Origin of the sequence: Paenibacillus sp. FSL L8-0435 (assembly GCF_037965655.1) — a bacterium.
GTDB lineage: Bacteria > Bacillota > Bacilli > Paenibacillales > Paenibacillaceae > Paenibacillus.
In genome coordinates, this window is the sequence record NZ_CP150185.1 from 4,092,853 (window position 1) to 4,112,523 (window position 19,671).

The 19,671-nt window shown below is 35.3% G+C and carries 34 protein-coding genes; 2 read left to right on the top strand and 32 right to left on the bottom strand.

Annotated elements, in window-relative coordinates; genetic code table 11:
• Nucleotides 1-62: 62 nt before the first annotated feature.
• The 30 genes from NST33_RS17835 to NST33_RS17980 form a co-directional block, all read right to left on the bottom strand.
• A complete protein-coding gene (locus tag NST33_RS17835; RefSeq protein WP_339304305.1) occupies nt 63-194 on the bottom strand; it encodes a hypothetical protein in 132 nt (43 codons plus the stop codon).
• 1 nt (nt 195) lies between these two features.
• On the bottom strand, nt 196-405 hold the full coding sequence (locus NST33_RS17840) for a hypothetical protein (protein ID WP_339304307.1): 210 nt from the start codon (nt 403-405) through the stop codon (nt 196-198).
• Between the two features lie 109 nt (nt 406-514).
• Entirely contained in the window at nt 515-904 is a 390-nt protein-coding gene (locus NST33_RS17845) for a hypothetical protein (protein ID WP_339304309.1), read from the bottom strand.
• 26 nt (nt 905-930) lie between these two features.
• Nucleotides 931-2,976: a hypothetical protein gene (locus NST33_RS17850; RefSeq protein ID WP_339304311.1), complete on the bottom strand. Its 2,046-nt coding sequence runs from the start codon at nt 2,974-2,976 to the stop codon at nt 931-933.
• A gap of 83 nt (nt 2,977-3,059) precedes the next feature.
• The gene (locus NST33_RS17855; RefSeq protein WP_339304313.1) at nt 3,060-3,212 is read right to left on the bottom strand and encodes a hypothetical protein; all 153 of its coding nucleotides are present in this window, start codon (nt 3,210-3,212) and stop codon (nt 3,060-3,062) included.
• Nucleotides 3,213-3,215: 3 nt separating this feature from the next.
• Nucleotides 3,216-3,650 carry a hypothetical protein gene (locus NST33_RS17860; protein WP_339304315.1) on the bottom strand — a complete coding sequence of 145 codons (435 nt, stop codon included), beginning with the start codon at nt 3,648-3,650 and terminating at the stop codon, nt 3,216-3,218.
• 37 nt (nt 3,651-3,687) lie between these two features.
• Nucleotides 3,688-3,915: a hypothetical protein gene (locus tag NST33_RS17865; RefSeq protein WP_339304317.1), complete on the bottom strand. Its 228-nt coding sequence runs from the start codon at nt 3,913-3,915 to the stop codon at nt 3,688-3,690.
• 66 nt (nt 3,916-3,981) lie between these two features.
• Complete coding sequence (locus NST33_RS17870) at nt 3,982-4,227, bottom strand: hypothetical protein (RefSeq protein WP_339304319.1); 246 nt, start codon at nt 4,225-4,227, stop codon at nt 3,982-3,984.
• A gap of 106 nt (nt 4,228-4,333) precedes the next feature.
• The gene (locus NST33_RS17875; RefSeq protein WP_167433598.1) at nt 4,334-4,489 is read right to left on the bottom strand and encodes a hypothetical protein; all 156 of its coding nucleotides are present in this window, start codon (nt 4,487-4,489) and stop codon (nt 4,334-4,336) included.
• Nucleotides 4,490-4,511: 22 nt separating this feature from the next.
• The gene (locus NST33_RS17880; RefSeq protein WP_110894566.1) at nt 4,512-5,579 is read right to left on the bottom strand and encodes a DNA primase; all 1,068 of its coding nucleotides are present in this window, start codon (nt 5,577-5,579) and stop codon (nt 4,512-4,514) included.
• Between the two features lie 14 nt (nt 5,580-5,593).
• The gene (locus NST33_RS17885) at nt 5,594-7,093 is read right to left on the bottom strand and encodes a replicative DNA helicase (protein WP_339304322.1); all 1,500 of its coding nucleotides are present in this window, start codon (nt 7,091-7,093) and stop codon (nt 5,594-5,596) included.
• 10 nt (nt 7,094-7,103) lie between these two features.
• Complete coding sequence (locus NST33_RS17890) at nt 7,104-7,673, bottom strand: hypothetical protein (RefSeq protein WP_339304324.1); 570 nt, start codon at nt 7,671-7,673, stop codon at nt 7,104-7,106.
• Between the two features lie 79 nt (nt 7,674-7,752).
• Nucleotides 7,753-8,565 carry a hypothetical protein gene (locus NST33_RS17895; protein ID WP_339304326.1) on the bottom strand — a complete coding sequence of 271 codons (813 nt, stop codon included), beginning with the start codon at nt 8,563-8,565 and terminating at the stop codon, nt 7,753-7,755.
• 217 nt (nt 8,566-8,782) lie between these two features.
• Nucleotides 8,783-9,100: a DUF1653 domain-containing protein gene (locus NST33_RS17900; RefSeq protein WP_339304328.1), complete on the bottom strand. Its 318-nt coding sequence runs from the start codon at nt 9,098-9,100 to the stop codon at nt 8,783-8,785.
• Complete coding sequence (locus NST33_RS17905; protein WP_339304330.1) at nt 9,091-10,305, bottom strand: hypothetical protein; 1,215 nt, start codon at nt 10,303-10,305, stop codon at nt 9,091-9,093. Before NST33_RS17905 ends, NST33_RS17900 begins: the two co-directional genes overlap by 10 nt.
• 93 nt (nt 10,306-10,398) lie before the next feature.
• A complete protein-coding gene (locus tag NST33_RS17910; protein ID WP_339304331.1) occupies nt 10,399-10,977 on the bottom strand; it encodes a hypothetical protein in 579 nt (192 codons plus the stop codon).
• A gap of 19 nt (nt 10,978-10,996) precedes the next feature.
• A complete protein-coding gene (locus NST33_RS17915; RefSeq protein WP_339304333.1) occupies nt 10,997-11,209 on the bottom strand; it encodes a hypothetical protein in 213 nt (70 codons plus the stop codon).
• 32 nt (nt 11,210-11,241) lie between these two features.
• On the bottom strand, nt 11,242-11,505 hold the full coding sequence (locus tag NST33_RS17920; protein ID WP_339304335.1) for a hypothetical protein: 264 nt from the start codon (nt 11,503-11,505) through the stop codon (nt 11,242-11,244).
• A 38-nt stretch (nt 11,506-11,543) separates the two neighbouring features.
• Nucleotides 11,544-11,795: a hypothetical protein gene (locus NST33_RS17925; RefSeq protein ID WP_339304337.1), complete on the bottom strand. Its 252-nt coding sequence runs from the start codon at nt 11,793-11,795 to the stop codon at nt 11,544-11,546.
• 31 nt (nt 11,796-11,826) lie between these two features.
• Nucleotides 11,827-12,171: a hypothetical protein gene (locus NST33_RS17930; protein WP_339304339.1), complete on the bottom strand. Its 345-nt coding sequence runs from the start codon at nt 12,169-12,171 to the stop codon at nt 11,827-11,829.
• 206 nt (nt 12,172-12,377) lie between these two features.
• Nucleotides 12,378-13,085, bottom strand: a complete 708-nt coding sequence (locus NST33_RS17935) for a metallophosphoesterase (protein ID WP_339308726.1) — start codon at nt 13,083-13,085, stop codon at nt 12,378-12,380.
• Nucleotides 13,086-13,097: 12 nt separating this feature from the next.
• A complete protein-coding gene (locus tag NST33_RS17940; RefSeq protein ID WP_339304341.1) occupies nt 13,098-13,280 on the bottom strand; it encodes a hypothetical protein in 183 nt (60 codons plus the stop codon).
• Nucleotides 13,281-13,317: 37 nt separating this feature from the next.
• Nucleotides 13,318-13,641, bottom strand: coding sequence for a hypothetical protein (locus NST33_RS17945; RefSeq protein WP_339304343.1), 324 nt, complete (start codon nt 13,639-13,641; stop codon nt 13,318-13,320).
• 33 nt (nt 13,642-13,674) lie between these two features.
• Nucleotides 13,675-13,884 (bottom strand): hypothetical protein, encoded by a 210-nt coding sequence (locus NST33_RS17950; protein WP_339304345.1) that lies wholly within the window; start codon nt 13,882-13,884, stop codon nt 13,675-13,677.
• Between the two features lie 27 nt (nt 13,885-13,911).
• On the bottom strand, nt 13,912-14,097 hold the full coding sequence (locus tag NST33_RS17955; protein ID WP_339304347.1) for a hypothetical protein: 186 nt from the start codon (nt 14,095-14,097) through the stop codon (nt 13,912-13,914).
• A gap of 53 nt (nt 14,098-14,150) precedes the next feature.
• A complete protein-coding gene (locus tag NST33_RS17960; protein WP_339304349.1) occupies nt 14,151-14,333 on the bottom strand; it encodes a hypothetical protein in 183 nt (60 codons plus the stop codon).
• A 295-nt stretch (nt 14,334-14,628) separates the two neighbouring features.
• Entirely contained in the window at nt 14,629-14,832 is a 204-nt protein-coding gene (locus NST33_RS17965) for a hypothetical protein (protein ID WP_339304351.1), read from the bottom strand.
• Between the two features lie 126 nt (nt 14,833-14,958).
• Nucleotides 14,959-15,324, bottom strand: coding sequence for a hypothetical protein (locus tag NST33_RS17970; RefSeq protein ID WP_339304353.1), 366 nt, complete (start codon nt 15,322-15,324; stop codon nt 14,959-14,961).
• A complete protein-coding gene (locus tag NST33_RS17975) occupies nt 15,308-15,673 on the bottom strand; it encodes a YolD-like family protein (RefSeq protein ID WP_339304355.1) in 366 nt (121 codons plus the stop codon). Before NST33_RS17975 ends, NST33_RS17970 begins: the two co-directional genes overlap by 17 nt.
• The gene (locus NST33_RS17980) at nt 15,670-16,911 is read right to left on the bottom strand and encodes a DNA polymerase IV (RefSeq protein ID WP_339304357.1); all 1,242 of its coding nucleotides are present in this window, start codon (nt 16,909-16,911) and stop codon (nt 15,670-15,672) included. The genes NST33_RS17975 and NST33_RS17980 overlap by 4 nt, the downstream gene beginning before the upstream one ends.
• A gap of 159 nt (nt 16,912-17,070) precedes the next feature.
• Between NST33_RS17980 and NST33_RS17985 the strand changes: the two genes are divergently transcribed.
• Both NST33_RS17985 and NST33_RS17990 read left to right on the top strand, forming a co-directional pair.
• Complete coding sequence (locus NST33_RS17985) at nt 17,071-17,556, top strand: stalk domain-containing protein (protein WP_339304359.1); 486 nt, start codon at nt 17,071-17,073, stop codon at nt 17,554-17,556.
• 114 nt (nt 17,557-17,670) lie between these two features.
• Nucleotides 17,671-18,567: a hypothetical protein gene (locus tag NST33_RS17990; RefSeq protein ID WP_339304361.1), complete on the top strand. Its 897-nt coding sequence runs from the start codon at nt 17,671-17,673 to the stop codon at nt 18,565-18,567.
• A gap of 155 nt (nt 18,568-18,722) precedes the next feature.
• On the opposite strand, the gene NST33_RS17995 is transcribed toward NST33_RS17990, so the two are convergent.
• A complete protein-coding gene (locus NST33_RS17995) occupies nt 18,723-19,385 on the bottom strand; it encodes an HNH endonuclease signature motif containing protein (RefSeq protein ID WP_339304363.1) in 663 nt (220 codons plus the stop codon).
• Nucleotides 19,386-19,420: 35 nt separating this feature from the next.
• Nucleotides 19,421-19,621 carry a hypothetical protein gene (locus tag NST33_RS18000; protein WP_339304365.1) on the bottom strand — a complete coding sequence of 67 codons (201 nt, stop codon included), beginning with the start codon at nt 19,619-19,621 and terminating at the stop codon, nt 19,421-19,423.
• Between the last annotated feature and the right edge of the window lie 50 nt (nt 19,622-19,671).

The following is a 19,671-nucleotide window of genomic DNA, read 5'->3' on the forward strand; positions in this document are numbered from 1 at the left end:
TAAACACTTCTTTACTCCTGCTTTACTATACTTTTCATACAACCACTCCTTTGCTAGATTTGTTATCCCCCGGACTCAACAATCACATGTATCAATTCATCTAGTTCATGCTTAGTCTCAGCATCGTTTGTTCCCTCTGCAATGTCGCTTAGTTTATTAATCAACATTGTAAGAAATTCATTGTCTGCTTTCATATCAGTTAAACCTCCAAGCAACCAAGGGATAATCGACATCTATGTTTTTGATGTTTTTATTAACCATGTCAACAATTGAAATGTTGTTTTCAAGTGCGACTTTAATTACGAACTTTTGGTCAACCTCATTAGTGTAAAGTGTGGCATTTCCTTTTGCCCTTAAAAACTCAAGCACTGTTTTAGTTACGCTACCATTACCAACATTCTGCATTTTAACGTTCTCCTTTAATATGTATTTAGTTGATGAAATTCTACTTTTACAGGAACGGGGTAACAAGCAAGGTCGCATTATTCACTTGTCACTCCCAACCCCTCAATGATTATTTATCTAATTGACCAAGCATTGCTTGTAGCTCTTCAACGGACTTGTTCTCCAATTCTTGATTTTGCTTAGTGAACAGAATCTCTTGGATCTTCTGTTTTTGTTCTTTTTGAGCTTTTGCAAATAATTGCGCTTCTTTCTCTGCAAGCTTAGTTGAAACAATGTACTTTACTAGTTCAATTTTTACATCAAGCTCCTTATCCTCTTTTGTTTTAGTATTCAATAGGCTTTCTTCTTTTACTTGTTTTAGTTGAGAGTTAAGTGTTTTGAAAATTGAATCCAAGTTTTCAACACTCAAATCCCACAGATCCTCTGTGCTTATCAAGCCTTTAAACTGGAATCGAATCTTATTTTTTGTCGCGATTTCAAAAATATTTACTGTTGTCATAGTTAATCTCTCCTTAATATTGGTTATTAAAATTTCACTTTAAGAATTCTCTCAGTTTGTCCCTTTGCTTTAACCAGTAGATCATTTCGTCTAGTCGAACTGAATCCAATCCCCGACAACTGATCTTCCACAGATTTAATAGATAGTTTACTTCCTAGTGCCTCAAGAACTCTTCTGTGCTGCATCAATTCCTCTACCAAGAATTCATTATAAAATCCAGATGGTGATTCTGTATTAGTGCAGTCCTTTAGGAAAAACATATAATGCTTATGTCCAATTCCTTGTTGTTGATTCCAGTAGTTAGGTGAATATGAGACAACACTTACTGGAACAAATTGATTAGTCTTTACTCCCCATACATCCTTAGATGATGCACTTGAAGGCAATTTTTCTTTAAGAGTAAACCCTGTGTCTCGACTAAAATTAATTTCTGCTACTTCAACTTTCTCACCATTTTTCAATTCTTGATTGTAGTCGAAGGAATAAATTTGTCCATCAAATTCAATCTCTGCTTTGAAACCTGTTTTTCCTCCGCGATGTGAAAAGTTATGAACCAAGAATTTATATGTTCCTTCTTGCATTCTATCTTTATTTGTCCAAGTAATATTCTCAACTGCTGGAACACCCCTACGCGGATTGATAATGTCAACATCTAGTTGGCCTGTAGTATATCTATTATTCTTTTCGCCATAATAAAGTAGATTACCATCAGGTTCATAACAATGAGCGTCCAAATCATTTTCGTCATATTGTTCGTCATTCCATTGAATAGAAAATCTGAGTACACCTTCTACATTGCCACCTGCTGATTTTACTCGTTCCTTCAGTGCGCTATCGGTAATATTACCAGAATAGGCCCAACTAAAAGCATTGTCCCATTTAAACATTGACTCTGCGCTGCTGTCTTCGGGAGCAATAAGTGATACCATATTTCCAGAATGCTTATTTTCCAGAAACACTTCCATCTCACTAGTTGTGGGAAGGATATGCTCGATAAAACTATCAATGGAAATTTCCTCTACTCGTGAAAAGCTCTTGGGATTAATACCAATATCTTTTGACATCTTATCGAAAACATTGGCAGCGCCCTGAATACGATTCGCTGAGTCTTTGTTAGAGAAAAGGATGTTGTTCACTGTAATGTCATCTAAAGTTGCGTGTCTGCGACCCAATGAATTTAAGTATCCAAGCTGTTCAATGGTTTTACGAGCATCATCAAGCATTCTTTGAGTGAAAATCGGCTTGCTCCGCTTGTAGTTTTGAGGTGCTACAATCACTTCATATTTCTTTACAGCCGTGTCCAAATCCAAGCCTTCACTAAGATTGATAAGTAGAGTGCCAATACTGTGGTTCCTGATGCGCCCGATTGCACCACCAACTTTAACGGATTGTTCCCATGCATAGTTATTTTTTTCCTGATTGGCGCTTAGTAAGTCATATGCCTTTTTGTGCTTTAGGAATTCAGTTAGTACTCCTTTCCACTCTTCACCCTTATACAAGGAATTCTGAGAAATGAGCTCTAAAACTGTAAGTAAACTGTCTTCACTGATTTCTTCAAGGGATCGTTTAAATACATTGCGTGTATCTCTGTATACTCCTTTTGTTTCTGCTTCTGATTTACTGCTTTGATCAAAGAATCCTTCTGGCAACTCCATGTATAGGTGATCCCATTCATTGATCTTTGTATTTGTTTTTTCAAAATTTTTATCTGTGCCGATTTTCTTAAACTTGGTTACATATACATCAGAAACATCATGAGACCTAATGAAGGTTGAAAGTGCGTTAAGTACTGGTTGGAACTTTGTTTCGTTGGTCTCAAAATCCCAAATAGTAGTGACCTGATTGTCTTTAATAAACACTGCGTTTCCAATATTTTTGATAAATTGTCTACAGCAACTACAATCGTATTCTCTTCGTTCACGGAAAATTTCATTTGTTCCTTTTGGGAAACTGTCAAGATATAGATTCCAGAGTTCGTCTTTGTCCACATCCACCTCAAACAATTTGGTGGCATCTTGAGACAGTTTGTTGAAATTTTGCTGAAGCAGCACCTTTAACTCTTTGGTTTGCATATATGTAAAACTCCTTTTGTAAGTTTTTTGATTTCTATGTAACTATTTGTTTTGTTGATGAAATTCAAATATCATTTAGATTTTTACTTCTCAGTTAAACTTAATGTGATTTGACCAGTAGAGTATGTTGAATCCTGATTAATGATCACATTTGATAACCCATGTTCATCACGCAACTCTTTCGCTATTTCAAATATCTTCTCGTCAAGCAATTCTGTGAACTGTTCAATGTCCATTTGTTAAATTGCCTCCCCTTTTTGTCGTCTTTCCTTTTCGATCTGTTCCCATTTCTCCCAGTACTCTTTGTGCCATTCTCTATTTTCTTCAAGCACCCTCAACAGAATTTTGTCTGCCTCGGGATTATTAAATTGCGGATCGTTGCATTCTTCTTCTGAGTACCACGTATTTGCATATTCCCAAATCAGATACGTGTTTGCCTCATAATATGACTTGAAACCACTGTCTTCTGTGACTCTCGCACATCCAAAAGTCTCAAGAAGTTGCATCATATCTTCGGAATCCCAATCATATTCCTGTGCATAGTTTGCTAATTTAAGCTGCCAAATCTTAATCAGTTTAATTAGGAATTCATCCTCCATAGTTGTTTTGAAGTAGATTTTCAAATCTTCCTTGTCATATGTATGGAACAATTTATAGACTCTCGCTCTTGGCATATGGTCAGCTCTCCTTATTCTTTATGAAATCCAACTTTTACTGCAACACCTTCATGAAATTAAACGGTTGCTGTTCGTAGATAATTTGATATACATTGTCGATCTTAAGGTCATCATAATCATTGATGTAGTGCATAATTACCTTCCAGTCATCTTCTTTGCCATCATAATCATTCTCGCTTGAGAGAACTGTGATCGCCCCTTCGTAATGGTCTACTGTTGTCATAGATGGATTCAGCCAGTTTTCATTTACCGTCTTCTTCATTAGCTTAACTACATCATCTTTGATAATCATCAAAATATCACTCATTTTATATATTATTGTTGTGTTTTACTTGATTTTGTAAAACTCTTTCTTGCAGCACATCCAGAATGAATGGTTCTCATTTCCGTTGTCGTCTGCTATGTATGTTTCCTCATCTATCGCAGCACAATCGTCGTATCTCTTCAGCAACAGTTCGTACATTCTCCCAACAGTGACTGGAACATTCCTAAGCTTATCTACGATTTTAACATGGGTGGCTTCCTCCTCATTTGTTGTTGGCACTAAATCAGATTCGCTTATCTCAACATACATTCGACCATCCCTTTCGATCTGATATTCATATTATAACTCTATCACATCATAAGTCAAGTATTATCTTTGTGTTTATTATTTTGGATGAAAACTATATTTTATCAGCTCACACATCAGTCAAAATATCCATCATCTTTTCAATAGTTTCATCATTCAAACCATTGACCTCTTTCCAATCATTCACTAAGAACTTTAATGGTGGACACTCTAGATCCCACCAAGATAGAAAGCTAAGCTGTTCAAGTTGCTTTACAGTAAACATTTAACACCCCTTATAATTAGTTTCATTTGGAAAATGTGCAAATACAATCATCCAAAAACGTATTGAATTGTTCTTTGCCCTTATCAACAGGCGACATCTTGTCTGCAAATATATCTTTATTATCATACACATAATAGACTCGTCTACCCTTAATCTGCCTCAATTGATTTAAAACAAACTCTTCATCCTTACCTTTATCCCACAAAAACACTAAATCAATATCAATCCCTAAATCTTTGAGAAGTTTAACCTGAACAGGAGACAGTCTATCTCCCTCTATGGATACAGAGTTTTTAATTCCCCATCCCCATAAGGTCATTGCTGTTTTTGCACCCTCAACAATGTACACTTTTTTCTTATCTTGAATATGAGCTCTAGATCTGTGTAAATTAAATAGTTCAATAGCTTTGCTACAAGGGTAAATATACGAATATTTTTTATGGGCAAGTAATTCTTTATCTTGACCGACATATCTACCTTTAACGCCTATTAATTTCCCCATTGAGTTATGAATAGGTATACTCACTCTGTTCGTGGGTAAATGGTATCCAATACCAAACTCTCTTTGGGTATGAACATCTATTCCTTCACCAATCCAATCGTACCACCCATCTAAAATGAATTCATTTAAAACTCTGTCGTCTAGAACTGGATTGCTTGTCACTTCATAGATTTTAGGACGTTGCTTTTGTATATCCCTAAGCCACCAATTCCAATCGGTCTTCGGTTTCTCGTTAGGAAAGTTTGTTTCAGTGTGTTCATAACCTAGAGAGTTACATATGTAAGTTTTAATTTGATACAGTTTAGACCTGACTTCATCGAAGTTTTTACATTCGTATAAAACAAATCCAACCAGAGCATATATGTCTCCACTTATACCTTCTCCAACCAGTTCTGTATGAAGTGTCTCATTCAGGTAAATCTGTGCTCCCCGTGGATTTTTCGATCCGGGTAGTCTAGCTGTGACTAGATCGTCTCCGCTGCGTCCTGATTTAATCTTTATATCTAAACAGCCCAACTCTTCTAATAGCTGCCCAATTGTGCCTTCATCATATATTCGTTCTTTTAATAGTTTGAGCGAGTCAGACACATAACCTCCCCCTGTTAGTAATTATGATCATCGTAAACCGTTGTGAATCCAACTTCATACCATGTATTGATTCCAAAGTAAGGTTTTAACACCAATACCTTTTGCCCAGTTTTGTTATCTGCTCCACGTCTATTCTTTCCATAGAATAGCAAGTAATATTGATGTCCCTTATCTCGTTTAAGAGGTTTATCTATGTATGTTTGAGTAAAATCATCCCACTGATTTACTAATAACTCATGTTTACCACCTTCGTATTCATCATCCCACATAAACCTGCCCAAAATTAACACAGATGCTTCGTTCTTGATTTTCTTTGCATCTCCTAAAGCATATTCATTGAGGAATCTCATCTTTAATGCTGTGTCTGCGAGTTGGACATTGATCCATACAGCTAGGTTCAACCCGCCACCATTAGGACGTGCAAGTTTATATATCTCCTTCATGTCTTCCACAAAACGTTCCCAACGAGCCATGCTTGCATCGCCTTCAGATGGCTTACCTGTATCTATGATGATCCGCTTAAGTCCTCTTGCTGCATAATGTTTAACAAGTTTTTTCACATCGTCCATGATGTAATTTTCCATGAAGACAAAAGTAATTAATTTTTCATCCCCGTCACACAGATCTTTTACCCATTTTACGGCCTTACGAAGTCTTTCTTTTTCATCATCACTAAATCCGCCTTCATTAAGTTTTTGCCTATCGACATATTCTTTCGTTCCTACACCCATCGCTGTAACAATTAACGCTTTTTTAAACTCAGAGATCGACTGCTCATTTGCTATAACTAAAAGTTTTTCTTTGTGCTGAATACATGACATGATAACTTTGTTTACAGTAAGACTCGTCTTACCACTACCACCGAATCCACCATACATATAAACATGCCCATAATCCCATCCAGTGGTAATCTTAGTCATTCGCTTACTCTCATAGAATGGTAACCCAACCGTAGGATTCTCATCCCAGTCTGCAATTTCTTCGTCTAATCCTTCTAGCAAAAAATGCTCATCATATTTGTTATCACCGTCAATCCCTAATTGAAGAATCTTATCATTCCAATATGTATGTAATTGCTCTTTGGTCATCTTTTTGTAGTTGTACTTACCCTCATCCGTAATGACTCTTTCTCCAAAGTATTCAATCAGTTTATTGATCAGATTGTACTTTTTCACTTCGCCATAGTAAGCATCTAAATTATCCTCTTTGTCTCTTACCTCCGAAGATAGTTCGTGTATTGTTTCGAATCCTCCATATTTTTCATAGGTGGTAGAAGTATTTGTTTCGGCAACTACCTGTGAGACTGATATGTCGTCAAAAACCTTGATTCCTTTTTCAGAAAGCTTTCTTCCCAATGTAAAAAAGAATCCGTAGGCCGTGTTCATAAACGATTTATAATTTAGCTTTTCTTCAGAATAAAAATTATAGTTATCAGGATTTCTCCAGAACAAACCAGTTAGGTATCCTTCGGCTGCAACGATTTCTCTACTTAATCTCTCTTTGATACTTGACACTTAATCCCCCCTATAAGAAGTCTGAAATATCATTACTGTTTGTCTTTTTAGGAGTGTAAGATATCTCTTCAATAATCGTAACTTCTTTGTTTAGCTTTTGCTCTTGAACTTGTCTTTCTCTATTTCTACGTCTTACAAATGCTTCGTTTAATTTACCAATCATTATGCTTATACAGTAATTTATTGATTTAACATCATTTGAACCGTCTAGTTTGTTCTTTAAGCTATTTCTAATCGTAAGTTCTGATAGGACATAGGCATCTAACATAAGTGAGAAATCTGGGCCAGTTCTCCACTTTCTAATTCTTTCTCCATTTTTAGTTTCGAATCCAGCCCTCAAATCTTTAAGCCTAGTAATATTTGATTTCGGGATTACAGTTAAATCATGAAGTTTTTCTATGTATTTGCATAATACATCCCAATTTTCATTTTCAATTTTGGTGTCTTCTACTTTCTTTTGAAACAAAGTAGCACATTTCTTATGAACTTTATTTTTCTTACTGTATGTTTCACCTTTCTTGCGTATTTTTTTACCATCAGGATCAAATTTATCTTTTGCATATTTATGTTGTGTTTCCACTATAGTCATACTATCATCTAACATTGAGAATTCATTGCAATATTTGCACTTAACTGGTCTAGCCAGTTTAATCACCTCCTTAGAATACAAAACTTTCGAACTCAGGTAATCTTAGCAAGTTGTTTTTGGTGTATCCTCGGTGTTTAACTACACACTTAATGACAGGATCAATGTAAACTGTATCCTCTGTCTCTTTCTTTTTAAGTTGCTGGAATACTCTATATCCCGCTTTTCTCTCATTTGTACCAACAGCTAAACTCATTACTCCTACTATTCGTTTACCATCAGATAAAAGCCATCCAAATTCATTTTTCTTGTATCCAGCAATGTAGTATTCGCCTACCTCATACGCAATTACCTTCAACCATTTATCAGATCGCTTATCAACTTCATATTTTGAGCTGATATCCTTCAAAACTACTCCTTCAAGTTTTTGCTGCTTAGCGAGGTTGAAGTACTTAATTCCATTTCCTCTTATATAGATCGATTTCGCATAGTAATCATTGTTTACGAAGGCATTAGATAGTATTTCTTTGCGCTCTATAAGAGGTTTGGAAATCACACTTTCACCTTCAAAGTTGATGATATCGAAAGCACAGAATGTAACCCTATGCTTACTCTTCTTTGCCATGAACCGTTCCATGACAAATTCAAAGTTCGGCTTACCATCTGAATCAGTAACGATCAGTTCTCCATCAAGCGTTGTTCCTTTTTGAATTGGTATGTTTTCAACCAACTCAGGGAACTTGGCAGTAACATCATTGTTATGTCTTGTGTAGACTTTTACCTTATCCCTGTAATCGATGATAAGGCGTATGCCATCGAGTTTAAGCTCTGTTAAGTGCAAATCGCTATCGAATGGTAAGTTATTTGGTGCTTTGTATAGCAGCATTGGAGCAGTAAACATATTTATCACCCATTTAAGTATATCAAACGGGATTATGCATTTTCATCGGTAATATATGTATTGTTATATATACTACACTTACTCACTTTTCTCCATAACTTCGTGATCCTTATTTTCTTTATCTTTATTATTATAGTGTTTTAATATATCGTCTACTGTTTTAAACTCTACTTCCACTTACAATCAATCCAATCTTTGTTTATTAATTTTCTTCGCATTCATTTATTTCTACAAATCGCTTTGTGCCATCATCTGTATGACCGAAAAACATGTTTGCTGGTCTAGCCCATACAAGGTCATCCTCACCAATGTAGACAACTAGCACCTCTCTGGTTTCAGTGTGTCTTGCTAGTCTTATAAGTTTGTATAATCCACCCTTATAATGTCTAAATGACTGACCCTTGTTTTCCTCGAAACTCAACAAAATCACCTCCCTTATGCTCTTCCATTCTCCGTATATCTTCCATTTCCTTATCCAATAATCTGATGAAACTGTACTTTTACCTAGAATTAGATCCATGTAGCTTTGGGTTTTAGGCTACCCTTAACATTTTGGTCAAATTCCCGTTCTATCCACTTACTCCATTCTTCTTGTGCTACTTCCCGTACAACATAGCACCCACTAGATAAAACTTTGTCTCCTTCTTTTTCTGTGAAATTTTCATACGGAATGACCACTTCAATTAGCACACCTTTATCATAGTAATGTGATTCTCTAATTTCTTCTTTCTCATTAAAATAAATATGTTCGTTTTTAGGTTTTACCAGTGTTCCGAACACATACTCAAATTTGCTATCGTGATGGCTAAAGTATTTGTCATCACGTTTCTCAACAAACTTATAAAACTTTTGTGAGTCTATGTATTGTTTTGCATCAATCTCAATTTTATTTTTAGGTTCTTCGGCAATCTCTCTTAAAACATTTTTCTTAGTGATTCGATATGTATTATCTTTAATCTTCACAACTCTAACTGGTTCTTTCACAATTACATCTAAGATCTCTTCCACGCTGTCGTACTTAATTTCTTTGGGTTTCTCAAAGTAATCTTCACTCAACGCAATATTTGCGATCCTATCAATAATTTTACTTAAACTAAATGACTCTCCCTCTTCTAGTTCAATAAGTTTGTCGTAATTGATGCCATACATTCCACCAAGATGCTGCTTCAATTCTTCTTCATCTGTAATATTGAGCTCCATGCAACTAAGTGCAATTCGTAGAAATTCTGGTTTAGAAATATTGTATCCTTTATCTTTGTACTTCTGAACTCTCAGTAGCGAAACAATTGGGAAATCAGTGTTCTTGTTGAATTTCAAGATTCGTTGTGCATTATGCTTCAAAAAATCCTCGTGTAGCACAAATTGTTCTGACTCAAAGTCGAAAGCACCCATACACACTGTGTAGTCGAATGTATCAAAAATGTCTTCTGCTTTCTCGAAGTATTTAAAGTGGATCATTTGAATTTCCTTGTCATCAACTCTGACCAGTAATGCTTTAGATGTAAGAGCATTTACCCAGTCGTCGCTGTTGTCATAAATTTCTTCAATTAGCTCCGATAGTGACTCCTCATCTCTAAAGTAGAGATCGATATCGTTTACCGGATTATTACTAAACAGACTTGTAATTGTTCCTCCTGCTATGTATGCTTTGTACTCTTTCAAGGTATTCACCAGACTCGTTCCCAAGTAATTGTACAATTTGTTCTTTTCAAAAATATAATCCATTTATTTAATTCCTCCTTTAAATTTATGTTACCATACATATTTTTATTCTTCAAGTATTATTTTTGTGTAATTAATTTAAACCAAATCAACCTTTCATCCGGATTTATTAATTGCCGCTATTCTAAGTTTAATCTCCTGATTTGATTTTTTCCAAATATCTAAATGTTCCTTCTCTTCCTCACAAAGTCCCGTTTCCCTCTTCTGCTCCATAAACTCAAAATAATATATTTTATTTTGAGTCATGTTGAGCAAGAATGTCAGCCACTTTATAATTTTTTCCGTACCAACAAACTTGCTTGCATATGCATCGGCTTCTAATTCTGCTTTGATAACTATCCCTATTTGAACTCCATCTAACCTTTCATCATGGAGCTCTTCATCTAAGTGACCTAACTCAATGTGCCCCAATTCATGATATAAAGAACAAAAGTTTAGATCATGATCTTGTTCCACCTTCAAAAAAATCGCAGGAGTACCATTAGGAATCAGTCCATCATAATGTTTCCATTGAGTGAGAGGAATCTTTCCACAGACCGATCTTAACCCTCTTGAGTAATCGATAACTGGAACGTTATTGAGAAGAAAATAATTGAACTTTTCTTCAATACCATTGTGCCCTATCACTTTAAATGATTCATCAAAAATTAGGTCATGCATATCTGATCGCCCCATTTCTAGTAAAAGTAAACTTTTACGTAGACTTATAGATACTGTCCCGATCAATCTTTAAAATAGTACCGTTAATTAATTCCACTGTAATTTTAATTTTAGTAAGATTAATTTCTTCTTCGTAGACAATATCGTAATTTTCTAGATATTCATTAAGGTTGTCACTGTATGCTTTTTTAACAATACCTTCCCCAAATAAACTTTTAACATAGTAATCAATCTTTTCATTATCCATCTGCATACTCCTATCTATGTGAAAGAAAGAATTCATTCGCTTTTCTTAATCGTGTAGTTCCTTGCAGGTCTTCCAACGTGCTTGATGTATCCTTTTCTAAACAGGTGGCTCTTATCAAGTGCAGATAGTACGCGATTATTGATTTTTAAGGGATGATGATCTCCTGGCTTATCATACATACCTGAACGATTGGCACATTCGTGAATCTCATCTAAATCTCCGTACCAAACTGAATCTCGTCCACTTTCAATTAAGATATTGTACATGTGCTCGGCAATTGTTTTCTTCATAGTCACTCTAATTTCTCCATGAAAGGAAAATTTGATACAAACTCTTACTCTTTTTTGTTCTTAGGTAGTGCCAATACAACCAAAATACCGACAATAAATGTAAGTGCCATTAATTTTAACATCTGCTTCTCAAATCCATCAGACGGATAAATGGAACTTAAATAGACATCATGTTCGAAATTCTCAAGAAATCGCTCATCTATACGAAATAGCTCCGCACCAAATATATAAAGTAGTCCTTCAATAGTGATTAATCCAGCTAAAACAATGAGTCCTATCGACTTTGCTTTACTCATTTCAAACCTCACTCTCCAAGAATTGTACGTTTCATACGAAGCTACTCACATCAAAGTCAATGTCATAATCTTCTGAACTAATCGGTTTTGGCTTGAGACTTTCCCAAGCCTCACTTAGCGCTTCATTCAAAGTATCAATACCAACTGCCTCAACATAGGCTTTAAATTCAACTTTCTTGCGATCCTCCATATCTAAGCATCGGTAGCGATAACTATCTGTCAGTCTACTATCTCCAATATAGATCATCTTTCTTTTTCCTTTTGGGATAGTTCCCACTCCAACAATTTTAAATTGTTTTTCTCTTTCATAGTAATCGATTCGGATCTCAGCTTTTGTACCATTCGGCAATACCTTGTTTATGATTAAATTGAACAATTGCTGCACTTCCTTATAAAATATTTGTTTGATTATCTTCTATTCGTCATTCCAACATTGACAACTTCTAAAGAACGGTGAGTTATTCTCATTCACATCATATCTACCACAGTGTAAACAATAATCACTGAATAGCTCCATACGTTCATCATCAGTCATATCTTTTAGTACTCTTTTCAAAGAATTTAAATCCATCATATCTTCTCCTAATCTAACTTAATAATATCTATATATAACAACCTCTGCTTATTTGGCAATTCAAAATCGTGATGAAAATGTCCAAAATACCATTGTTTATAATCTGCCTTCTGCTCAATACCATAAAAGTATGGGTGCATTTCATCTCTATCCATACGGATATTACAACGCTGCTCGATATACTCCAATGCTGTTGTTGAACACGTATGTGTAAGTATGTAATCAACTTTAAAATTGTGTTTCTCTAAATTTTTCAAACCCTCTTCGTATTCCTCTTGAGATGGCATTTCACGACTCCACCATGACTTGCCTTCCTTACGATACTCCTTGTCATGTGATGCAGCTCCACCAAACGTGAAGAACTTCTTACCTTCAATAGTGAACACCTGTCCACGCATCAAATGAATAACGCTGTCGTTAATTCTATGTACCTTACCACCATTCCAAATCTCCATTGGGTACTCTTCAAGTAAATCAAAGCATTCGTGATTTCCATCGATAAACAAACTTGTAAATGGCTTAGTTTTATCTAACCATTTGAGCCAGTATTGATCCTCTTTGCTTCCATCCCATATTAGACCGAAATCTCCAGCAATGATGACATAATCATTCTTAGTTAGTTGCTTTTGTTGCGGGAAATTCTTTGTATTGAGTCGCTTATTGGCGCTGATTGTTCCATGAATGTCTCCAGTGATATAGATGCTTATACTTCTCATTCCTTTCACTAATTAAATATGGCTGTAAATCTCCGTTTTGTTCCCACATCTATTGCACACTAAATGTATTCCACCCCAGCCACCGCTTGTATCTGAATATCCGATATCGTTGTCTATAATTACTTCCTTGCTCTCACACTTATTGCAAATAATCATAAAGTTTGGATACATTTGATTTTTAAGTTCCTGCTCCATTTTATATTCTCCTTTCTCTAAGAAAGTCATATTTCGTTTAGTCTTGAAACAGATATTGTTCAAAATTTTTATGGTCTTGCCAGATGTCTACTGCTCTTTTCCCTCTTTCTCCAAATAAGTTCAAGTCAAATCTAACATTCTTTCTTGCAATCTCATCATAATCATAATGAAGATCAGAGCCATGATTTTCGTTGTAGTATGTAAAATCGGCATATTTCAATAGAATATACTCAGGGCCTCTATTTTTTAATATGAATGTAGTATCCCCAACATCCACAATAGCCGCACTGACAACCTGTAGCATCCTCTTGGATGGAAGCGAATTTTTCAATTCTGTAATCAGTTCAAGATTGTGATTCATTTTCTTTTCCCCTTTCTTAGTCAAACTCACATTTCATTTGTTTCTTTTCTTACCTTCAACTGCAAGTTTTCTAATAATCTCCCATAGTTCATATTCAGTCAGTTCTTCATAAGAGTCTAGGACTTCATCTGGAACCGTTTCGTAGAGTTCATTGATTTCTTGAATACGATCTACCAAAGATGTTTTAGCTGTGAATGAAGTCTGCTCCATAAGATAATTTAAGACAATTACTGTTGATTTCATACCATGACTCCTTATAAAAGATTCGTTTTACTTGGACTCTAATTTTTCTTCCAGTTCACTGATTCTTGTTTCAAGTTTGTCTATATATTCTGCCATGTCTTGAATGAATTCACACATTTTCTCGGCATCTCTAACATACAAATGATTGTCTCTGTGATAATCATTTAAATCATACCTCTTATACTGTTCAACCTCTTCGGCAATATTCTTCATGTTTTATGCTCCTTTATTAATAATTAAATCAAACTACTCTTTTATAATGTTTCCTAAAATACAATTATCCTGTCATTAAAATATACTCCAATCTCGCCATCTTCGAATTCTAAAGAAACAAATCCACCCGTCTTATCAATTTCAATTACAATTCCTTCTCTGTTGGCAAGATGTCCCATAACAGGTTTAGCGGTAGCACCCATGCCTATCACTCTACCGTTATAATCTTTAATCATATCAATAGTCTCCCTTCGCTTATTAACCATATCCCACAGTTTCACCATTTATGTATTCGATAAGGTCTGTATAGAAATGTTCAAATGAGTCAAACTCGTTGTAGACTATCCTAGCGCCAATTCCATCCATGAACGAATCTGTGGTTGTATCTACTCCGTTCGATTCCAACCAATTAAATATCTCATCGACTAACTGCCGTTCTTGGAATTTGATCTTCATAAATTTCTCATATTTACTTTGTATGCTTTTTGTGACTTTCAATGTATTGTCCCCTTTCTCCGTGAAAGACTAATTTTACTGATTCTCAAGATATTCGCGTCCACGGTCTGTCATGTAAACTATAGCCATTCCTGTAGCCTTTTGATCTAGTTCGATATAACCCGCTCTTTCCAGTTCTCTAAACTCACTCATTCTTTCGGACTTAACAACTCTAAGTATTCCCTCGTTCTCGCTCGCAAATATAAGTGTATTATGTAAATTTAATTCAAGATTGGACACGAGACCAACTCCCTATTTGTTTTATCATTATAGAAGTTCGACAATTCTTTTAGTTTTCCCTGCCACTCGACCTTTTTGTTTACATTTTAATTATATTATCTTTGTGTCTTAAAGTCAACACTCCTTCTACTTTAATTGTGCTATATCAACTCTTAAATATTCAGTCAGAATCAGAGTTACATCTACCTTCACTTTACTCCACAACAAAACCATCTTATGGATGTAGCCTCTAATTGAATATTCTACATTTAGACTGTCGGTTGTCTTCACTGCTTCAATGATTTTTATATTATTGTTTTTAAGGTAGTTTTTTATCTTATATATCTCGGCAGTCACTTTTCCCTGTATCTCATCGAGATGATTAATGTACACAGATTTCATCCTCATATCTGAATCGGCTATTTTCTTCTTGTCGTTTTCAATTATGGTCATTAGATATGGAAGTTCAACATATCTTTTCACAGCTTCTAACTCCTCATGCGTCTGTCTCAAACGGATCTCCACCTTCAATGATTTTTACAGAAACCAAGTCATCAAAATTGAGAAGTTCATAGCCTGTTTCTGTTTCCAATTTTATTCTCTTTCCCGAAGCACTAACTGAGGCAACTATCCCTTTAAATATCCTATTTCCATACTCATTAAAAATTTCAATGTCTGTCTCCAAGGTATAACTTAACGACATACGCAAGTTAAGAGAAATAATCTCAACTTCGTCTTCGTGTAAAGTTGGTCTTGTTGTAACATTATCCTTGGATCGATGTTCAATGATTCGTTCTTTATGTTGTGGCAGCATCATACGACTTGATTCCCATAGTCCATTTGCCTCCAGTTTTTTGCTCATCTATAGTGTCCTCCGATTTTATTTGATCTGTCTATCGCCTGACCAGCAGAAGTGATTGAGCTTGCCCGTAAGATAGCAATATCTCCAAAGCGATCCTTGATGTCATCCATTACTTTGTCTATGGCTCTCTTCTGTTCTTGATCATCAAATAATGAAAGTTGATATGTCTCAGCATTAGAAAGATTGGACAATGATATTCCCACTCGTCTCACAGGTTGACCATCCCAATGTTGCCGAAAGATCTGTTTAGCTATCTTACATACGTCTACAGTAATGTTAGTGGGATCTTGAAGTTTAACCTGTCTGCTAAATCCAGTTGGATGATCAAAGTCTGCACCCGATAAACTCATAGTAACTACACTACCCATCAAACCTTTTTTCCGGGCACGTCTGCAAACCTCTGTACAAATATCTTGTATTACAACGTCAATCTCCCACTGTTCCGTATAGTCCCTAGGGAGCGTCATACCGTTCCCAATATCCTTTTGCACACTATGAGTGTTTATGGTTACTGGAGAATCGTCTAGTCCATTCGCTACTCTCCATATAACCTCTCCGTTTACACCCCATTTACTTCTCAGTTTTGACAGTGGAGTATCCGCAAGTTGTTTTATTGTCCGAATGCCCATTTTCCACAAGTGTTTTTCCATTCTTGATCCAATACCCCACATGTCACGAATTGGCTTATCTCCTATGTGCTCATGAAGTTCTTCTTTTTTTAGGAAGAATACTCCACCATCGATTTTTTTAGCGATCATATCACAACAAAGCTTACTCATCACTTTGTTGGTCGAGATACCAGCTCTCGCATAAACTCCCGTAGCATTGTAAATCTTGTCTTGGATCTGCTTTGCTAAATCAATTGGGTCATTTCCAAAAAGATGTAGAGATCCGGTCACGTCCGCGAATAGCTCATCTATGCTATAGGGTTCGACTAAGTCAGTAAATTCCTCAACTATACTCATAATTTGAGTTGAAACCTCGATATATTCTTGCATATGTGGTCTCACAATGATCAACTCAGGACACTTTTGAAGTGACTGCCACAATGGTTCAGCGGTTGACACGCCTTTTGCTTTAGCTAGAGGACATGCGGCAAGTATAATTCCTGAACGTCTTGCTGGATCTCCTGCAACTGCCAATGGTTCGTTTTTGTATTGTGGCATTTTAGCCTTTTCAACACTGGCATAAAACGATTGCATGTCAATTAACATAATTGTCCGCTCTTTCTTCGCCATTATTATCACTCCCATAATCAAATAAGAACGTTTGTTTGTATATGTATTATACACCGAACAGACGTTCTTTATGCAACAGGTAATTTTTGTAGTTCAATTAAACATTAAAGCTGTATAATACATTAGGTATTCTATTTCACATAACAGAGGAGAATTACGATGAAGAATAAGTTAAAAGGATTAGTGATTGGTATTCTAATCGGATCAACTATTACAGGAGCAACTGCTTTTGCAGCAAGTGGAACATCCGTTAAGGCAGTAATTCAGAAGATTAACTTATATGTGGATGGGACAAAGAAAACAACGGCAAACGCCATTACATACAATAACACTATATATGTACCAGTAAGAAGCTTGAGCAGTGCATTAGGACAAAACGTAGCTTTACGCGATAACAACCTCTATATCGGGAAGATTCCTAAGTTAAACATCACGGAGAAAGAAGCAGTAAACCTTGTTAAGAAAAAATATGGCTATAATAGCTCAAAATTAATCGTTGAAGTCGATAACGAAGTAGACAATCAATACCTAGTTCATGTCTACGAAATAGTTATTGATGATGAAAAAACAGGTGAGGGCCATACAGCTACATATGGATGGTATTATGTCGATAAATCAAGTGGAAAAATATCTTCAATGTTCTAACAAAAAAGGACTCTTTAATGAGTCCTCTCTCTTTAAAACTTGTCTTTCATCAGCTATCTGGGTTAGAAATCCAATTCGGATATAGTTCTCAATTTCTATTTAGGAGCGAAGATAATGATCCCTTATAATTTTAACCTAACAATTGATTTTGAAAAAGATTGGAAAGATTATATTAGATTAAGATTGGAGTCATATTCCTTTCTTAAGAAGGAAGACATTGATAACTTAAATGATGAAGATATTTCCTATGTATTTTTCGAACTAAAAAACAGGTTAATCTCTCAATCACAAAGAACCGTTTATTTTTCTAATGAGTTTAATTGTCATAGAAGTTTGCAAACAGGTTTAAATGACATTGTTAATAAAATTAAATCAGGAAACGATCTAACACCTCATTTATCTCGCCGAATCAAAGATTTAAATACAGTTGATGGTCTCTTGAATGACTGGGGCATTCATCACCTTCATTTAGGCACTGAAATTGATTCAGATGGATTTACAAATAGGTATAGACGCGGCGAATTATTATACGTTTTATTTAATGAATCAAGCGCATATTTAATTCAAATAATGGATCACCGTTCGTTTAGTAAGAAAGAGCTTTTGAGAATAATACACAATAACTGGCCTAATATAATTGAGCCATATCGTATGAATGGTATCAAATTATTTCCTGCAAATATAACCGACAATCACATTAGTCAATTTAGAAATGCTGGGATCACCACTCTTGTTCAAATTGATGAAGATACAGTTTACGCTCCAATAGGCGGTGGGATAACTGGTGCAGGAACTAGTACAAAGGCAACTATGACAAGCCATCGTTATCATAATCAAATTAAACTCTACGAGCAGAGAATAAAAACGAATTTTCACTACTACTTAAGTAAAATTAATGAAACTACTGGAAAAACTCCACCTAATATATGGTTTAAGTTGCTAATAGACTCAAAAGGTGATATTTTTGCCTATGAAGTTCATTCGGAAGTTTATTTTCAATTAAACAGTTAAATTCTTGACATGACATGAGAGGAGATAATCTTTACTTATTCTCTTCTCATGCTTCCTGATAATCTCAATAAAAATAATTTATACGATAAAACCGCCAATTGCCTCCTATTTTTCAACTTCAGAATTGATATGATTTTAATAAATTGTTCATTTCGTTAAGACTCGTCATCAATGTTTACTATGTATTTTTTATAATCATTAGTTAGCCATATAATTATTTTCTCGTGCCTCAGCTTGTCGTAAATTGGGTTTTCCTCACAATACCAGTCTTCGAATCTGTACTTCCACTTATTGCTGTTACAATCACGACAAGATGGTACGCAGTTGGACAGATCGTTTTTCCCTAGATCATCAATATGTTCTCTATGCATATCTTTCTTTGATTCTCGCTTATTTTGTTCCCATGTCTTCCCACAATAGGCGCATCTAAAATTAAAATACTGTCTACAATCATCCCACTCTTGATTGTTTATAATATGCTTCTTCTTCTTGTCCTGATATTCTTTAGATTTATAAGGATTTCTTTTATAAAAATTCTTAACAATTGCCCTAACGGTGGTCTTATTGCCCTCTCTCCACTTTTTATTTGTTTTAAGTGTTTCTGAAGTATTATTTTTATAATGATTTTTTCTGTATATTAGGGCCAATTCTCCTTGTTCAGCTTGCCTTTTTTTGGCTCGACTAACTGCACAGCTAATACAATATGGATAAAACCCATCTGTTTTATTCTTGCTATTGAAATAATAATGTTCTCTTTTAAGCGGCTTCCAAGTGTAGCACTTATTGCATAGCTTGTATTCAATAGCATCAATTAGCATGTGGGAATCTTCATACTTCAGTCTGACTTTATTAACTATCTTGCTTCCTCCTCCTCTAAATCATCCAGTTCGCAACATGAATCAACATAAAGATCAAAACTCCGCAAGAACACTGCTTCGGCATCGGTCAATTCTTCGTCTTCTTCCAGTCTGTCGTGCAACTCATTGGCTAAATCAAAAAGTGAATTCATCATTGAATCAAAGCATTGGTAGTTGTAATCTTCTTGTTCTTTCATTAGTAAATCCTCTTGTTCTTTGTTTATTGTTTAGTCCTCCAATTTTATAT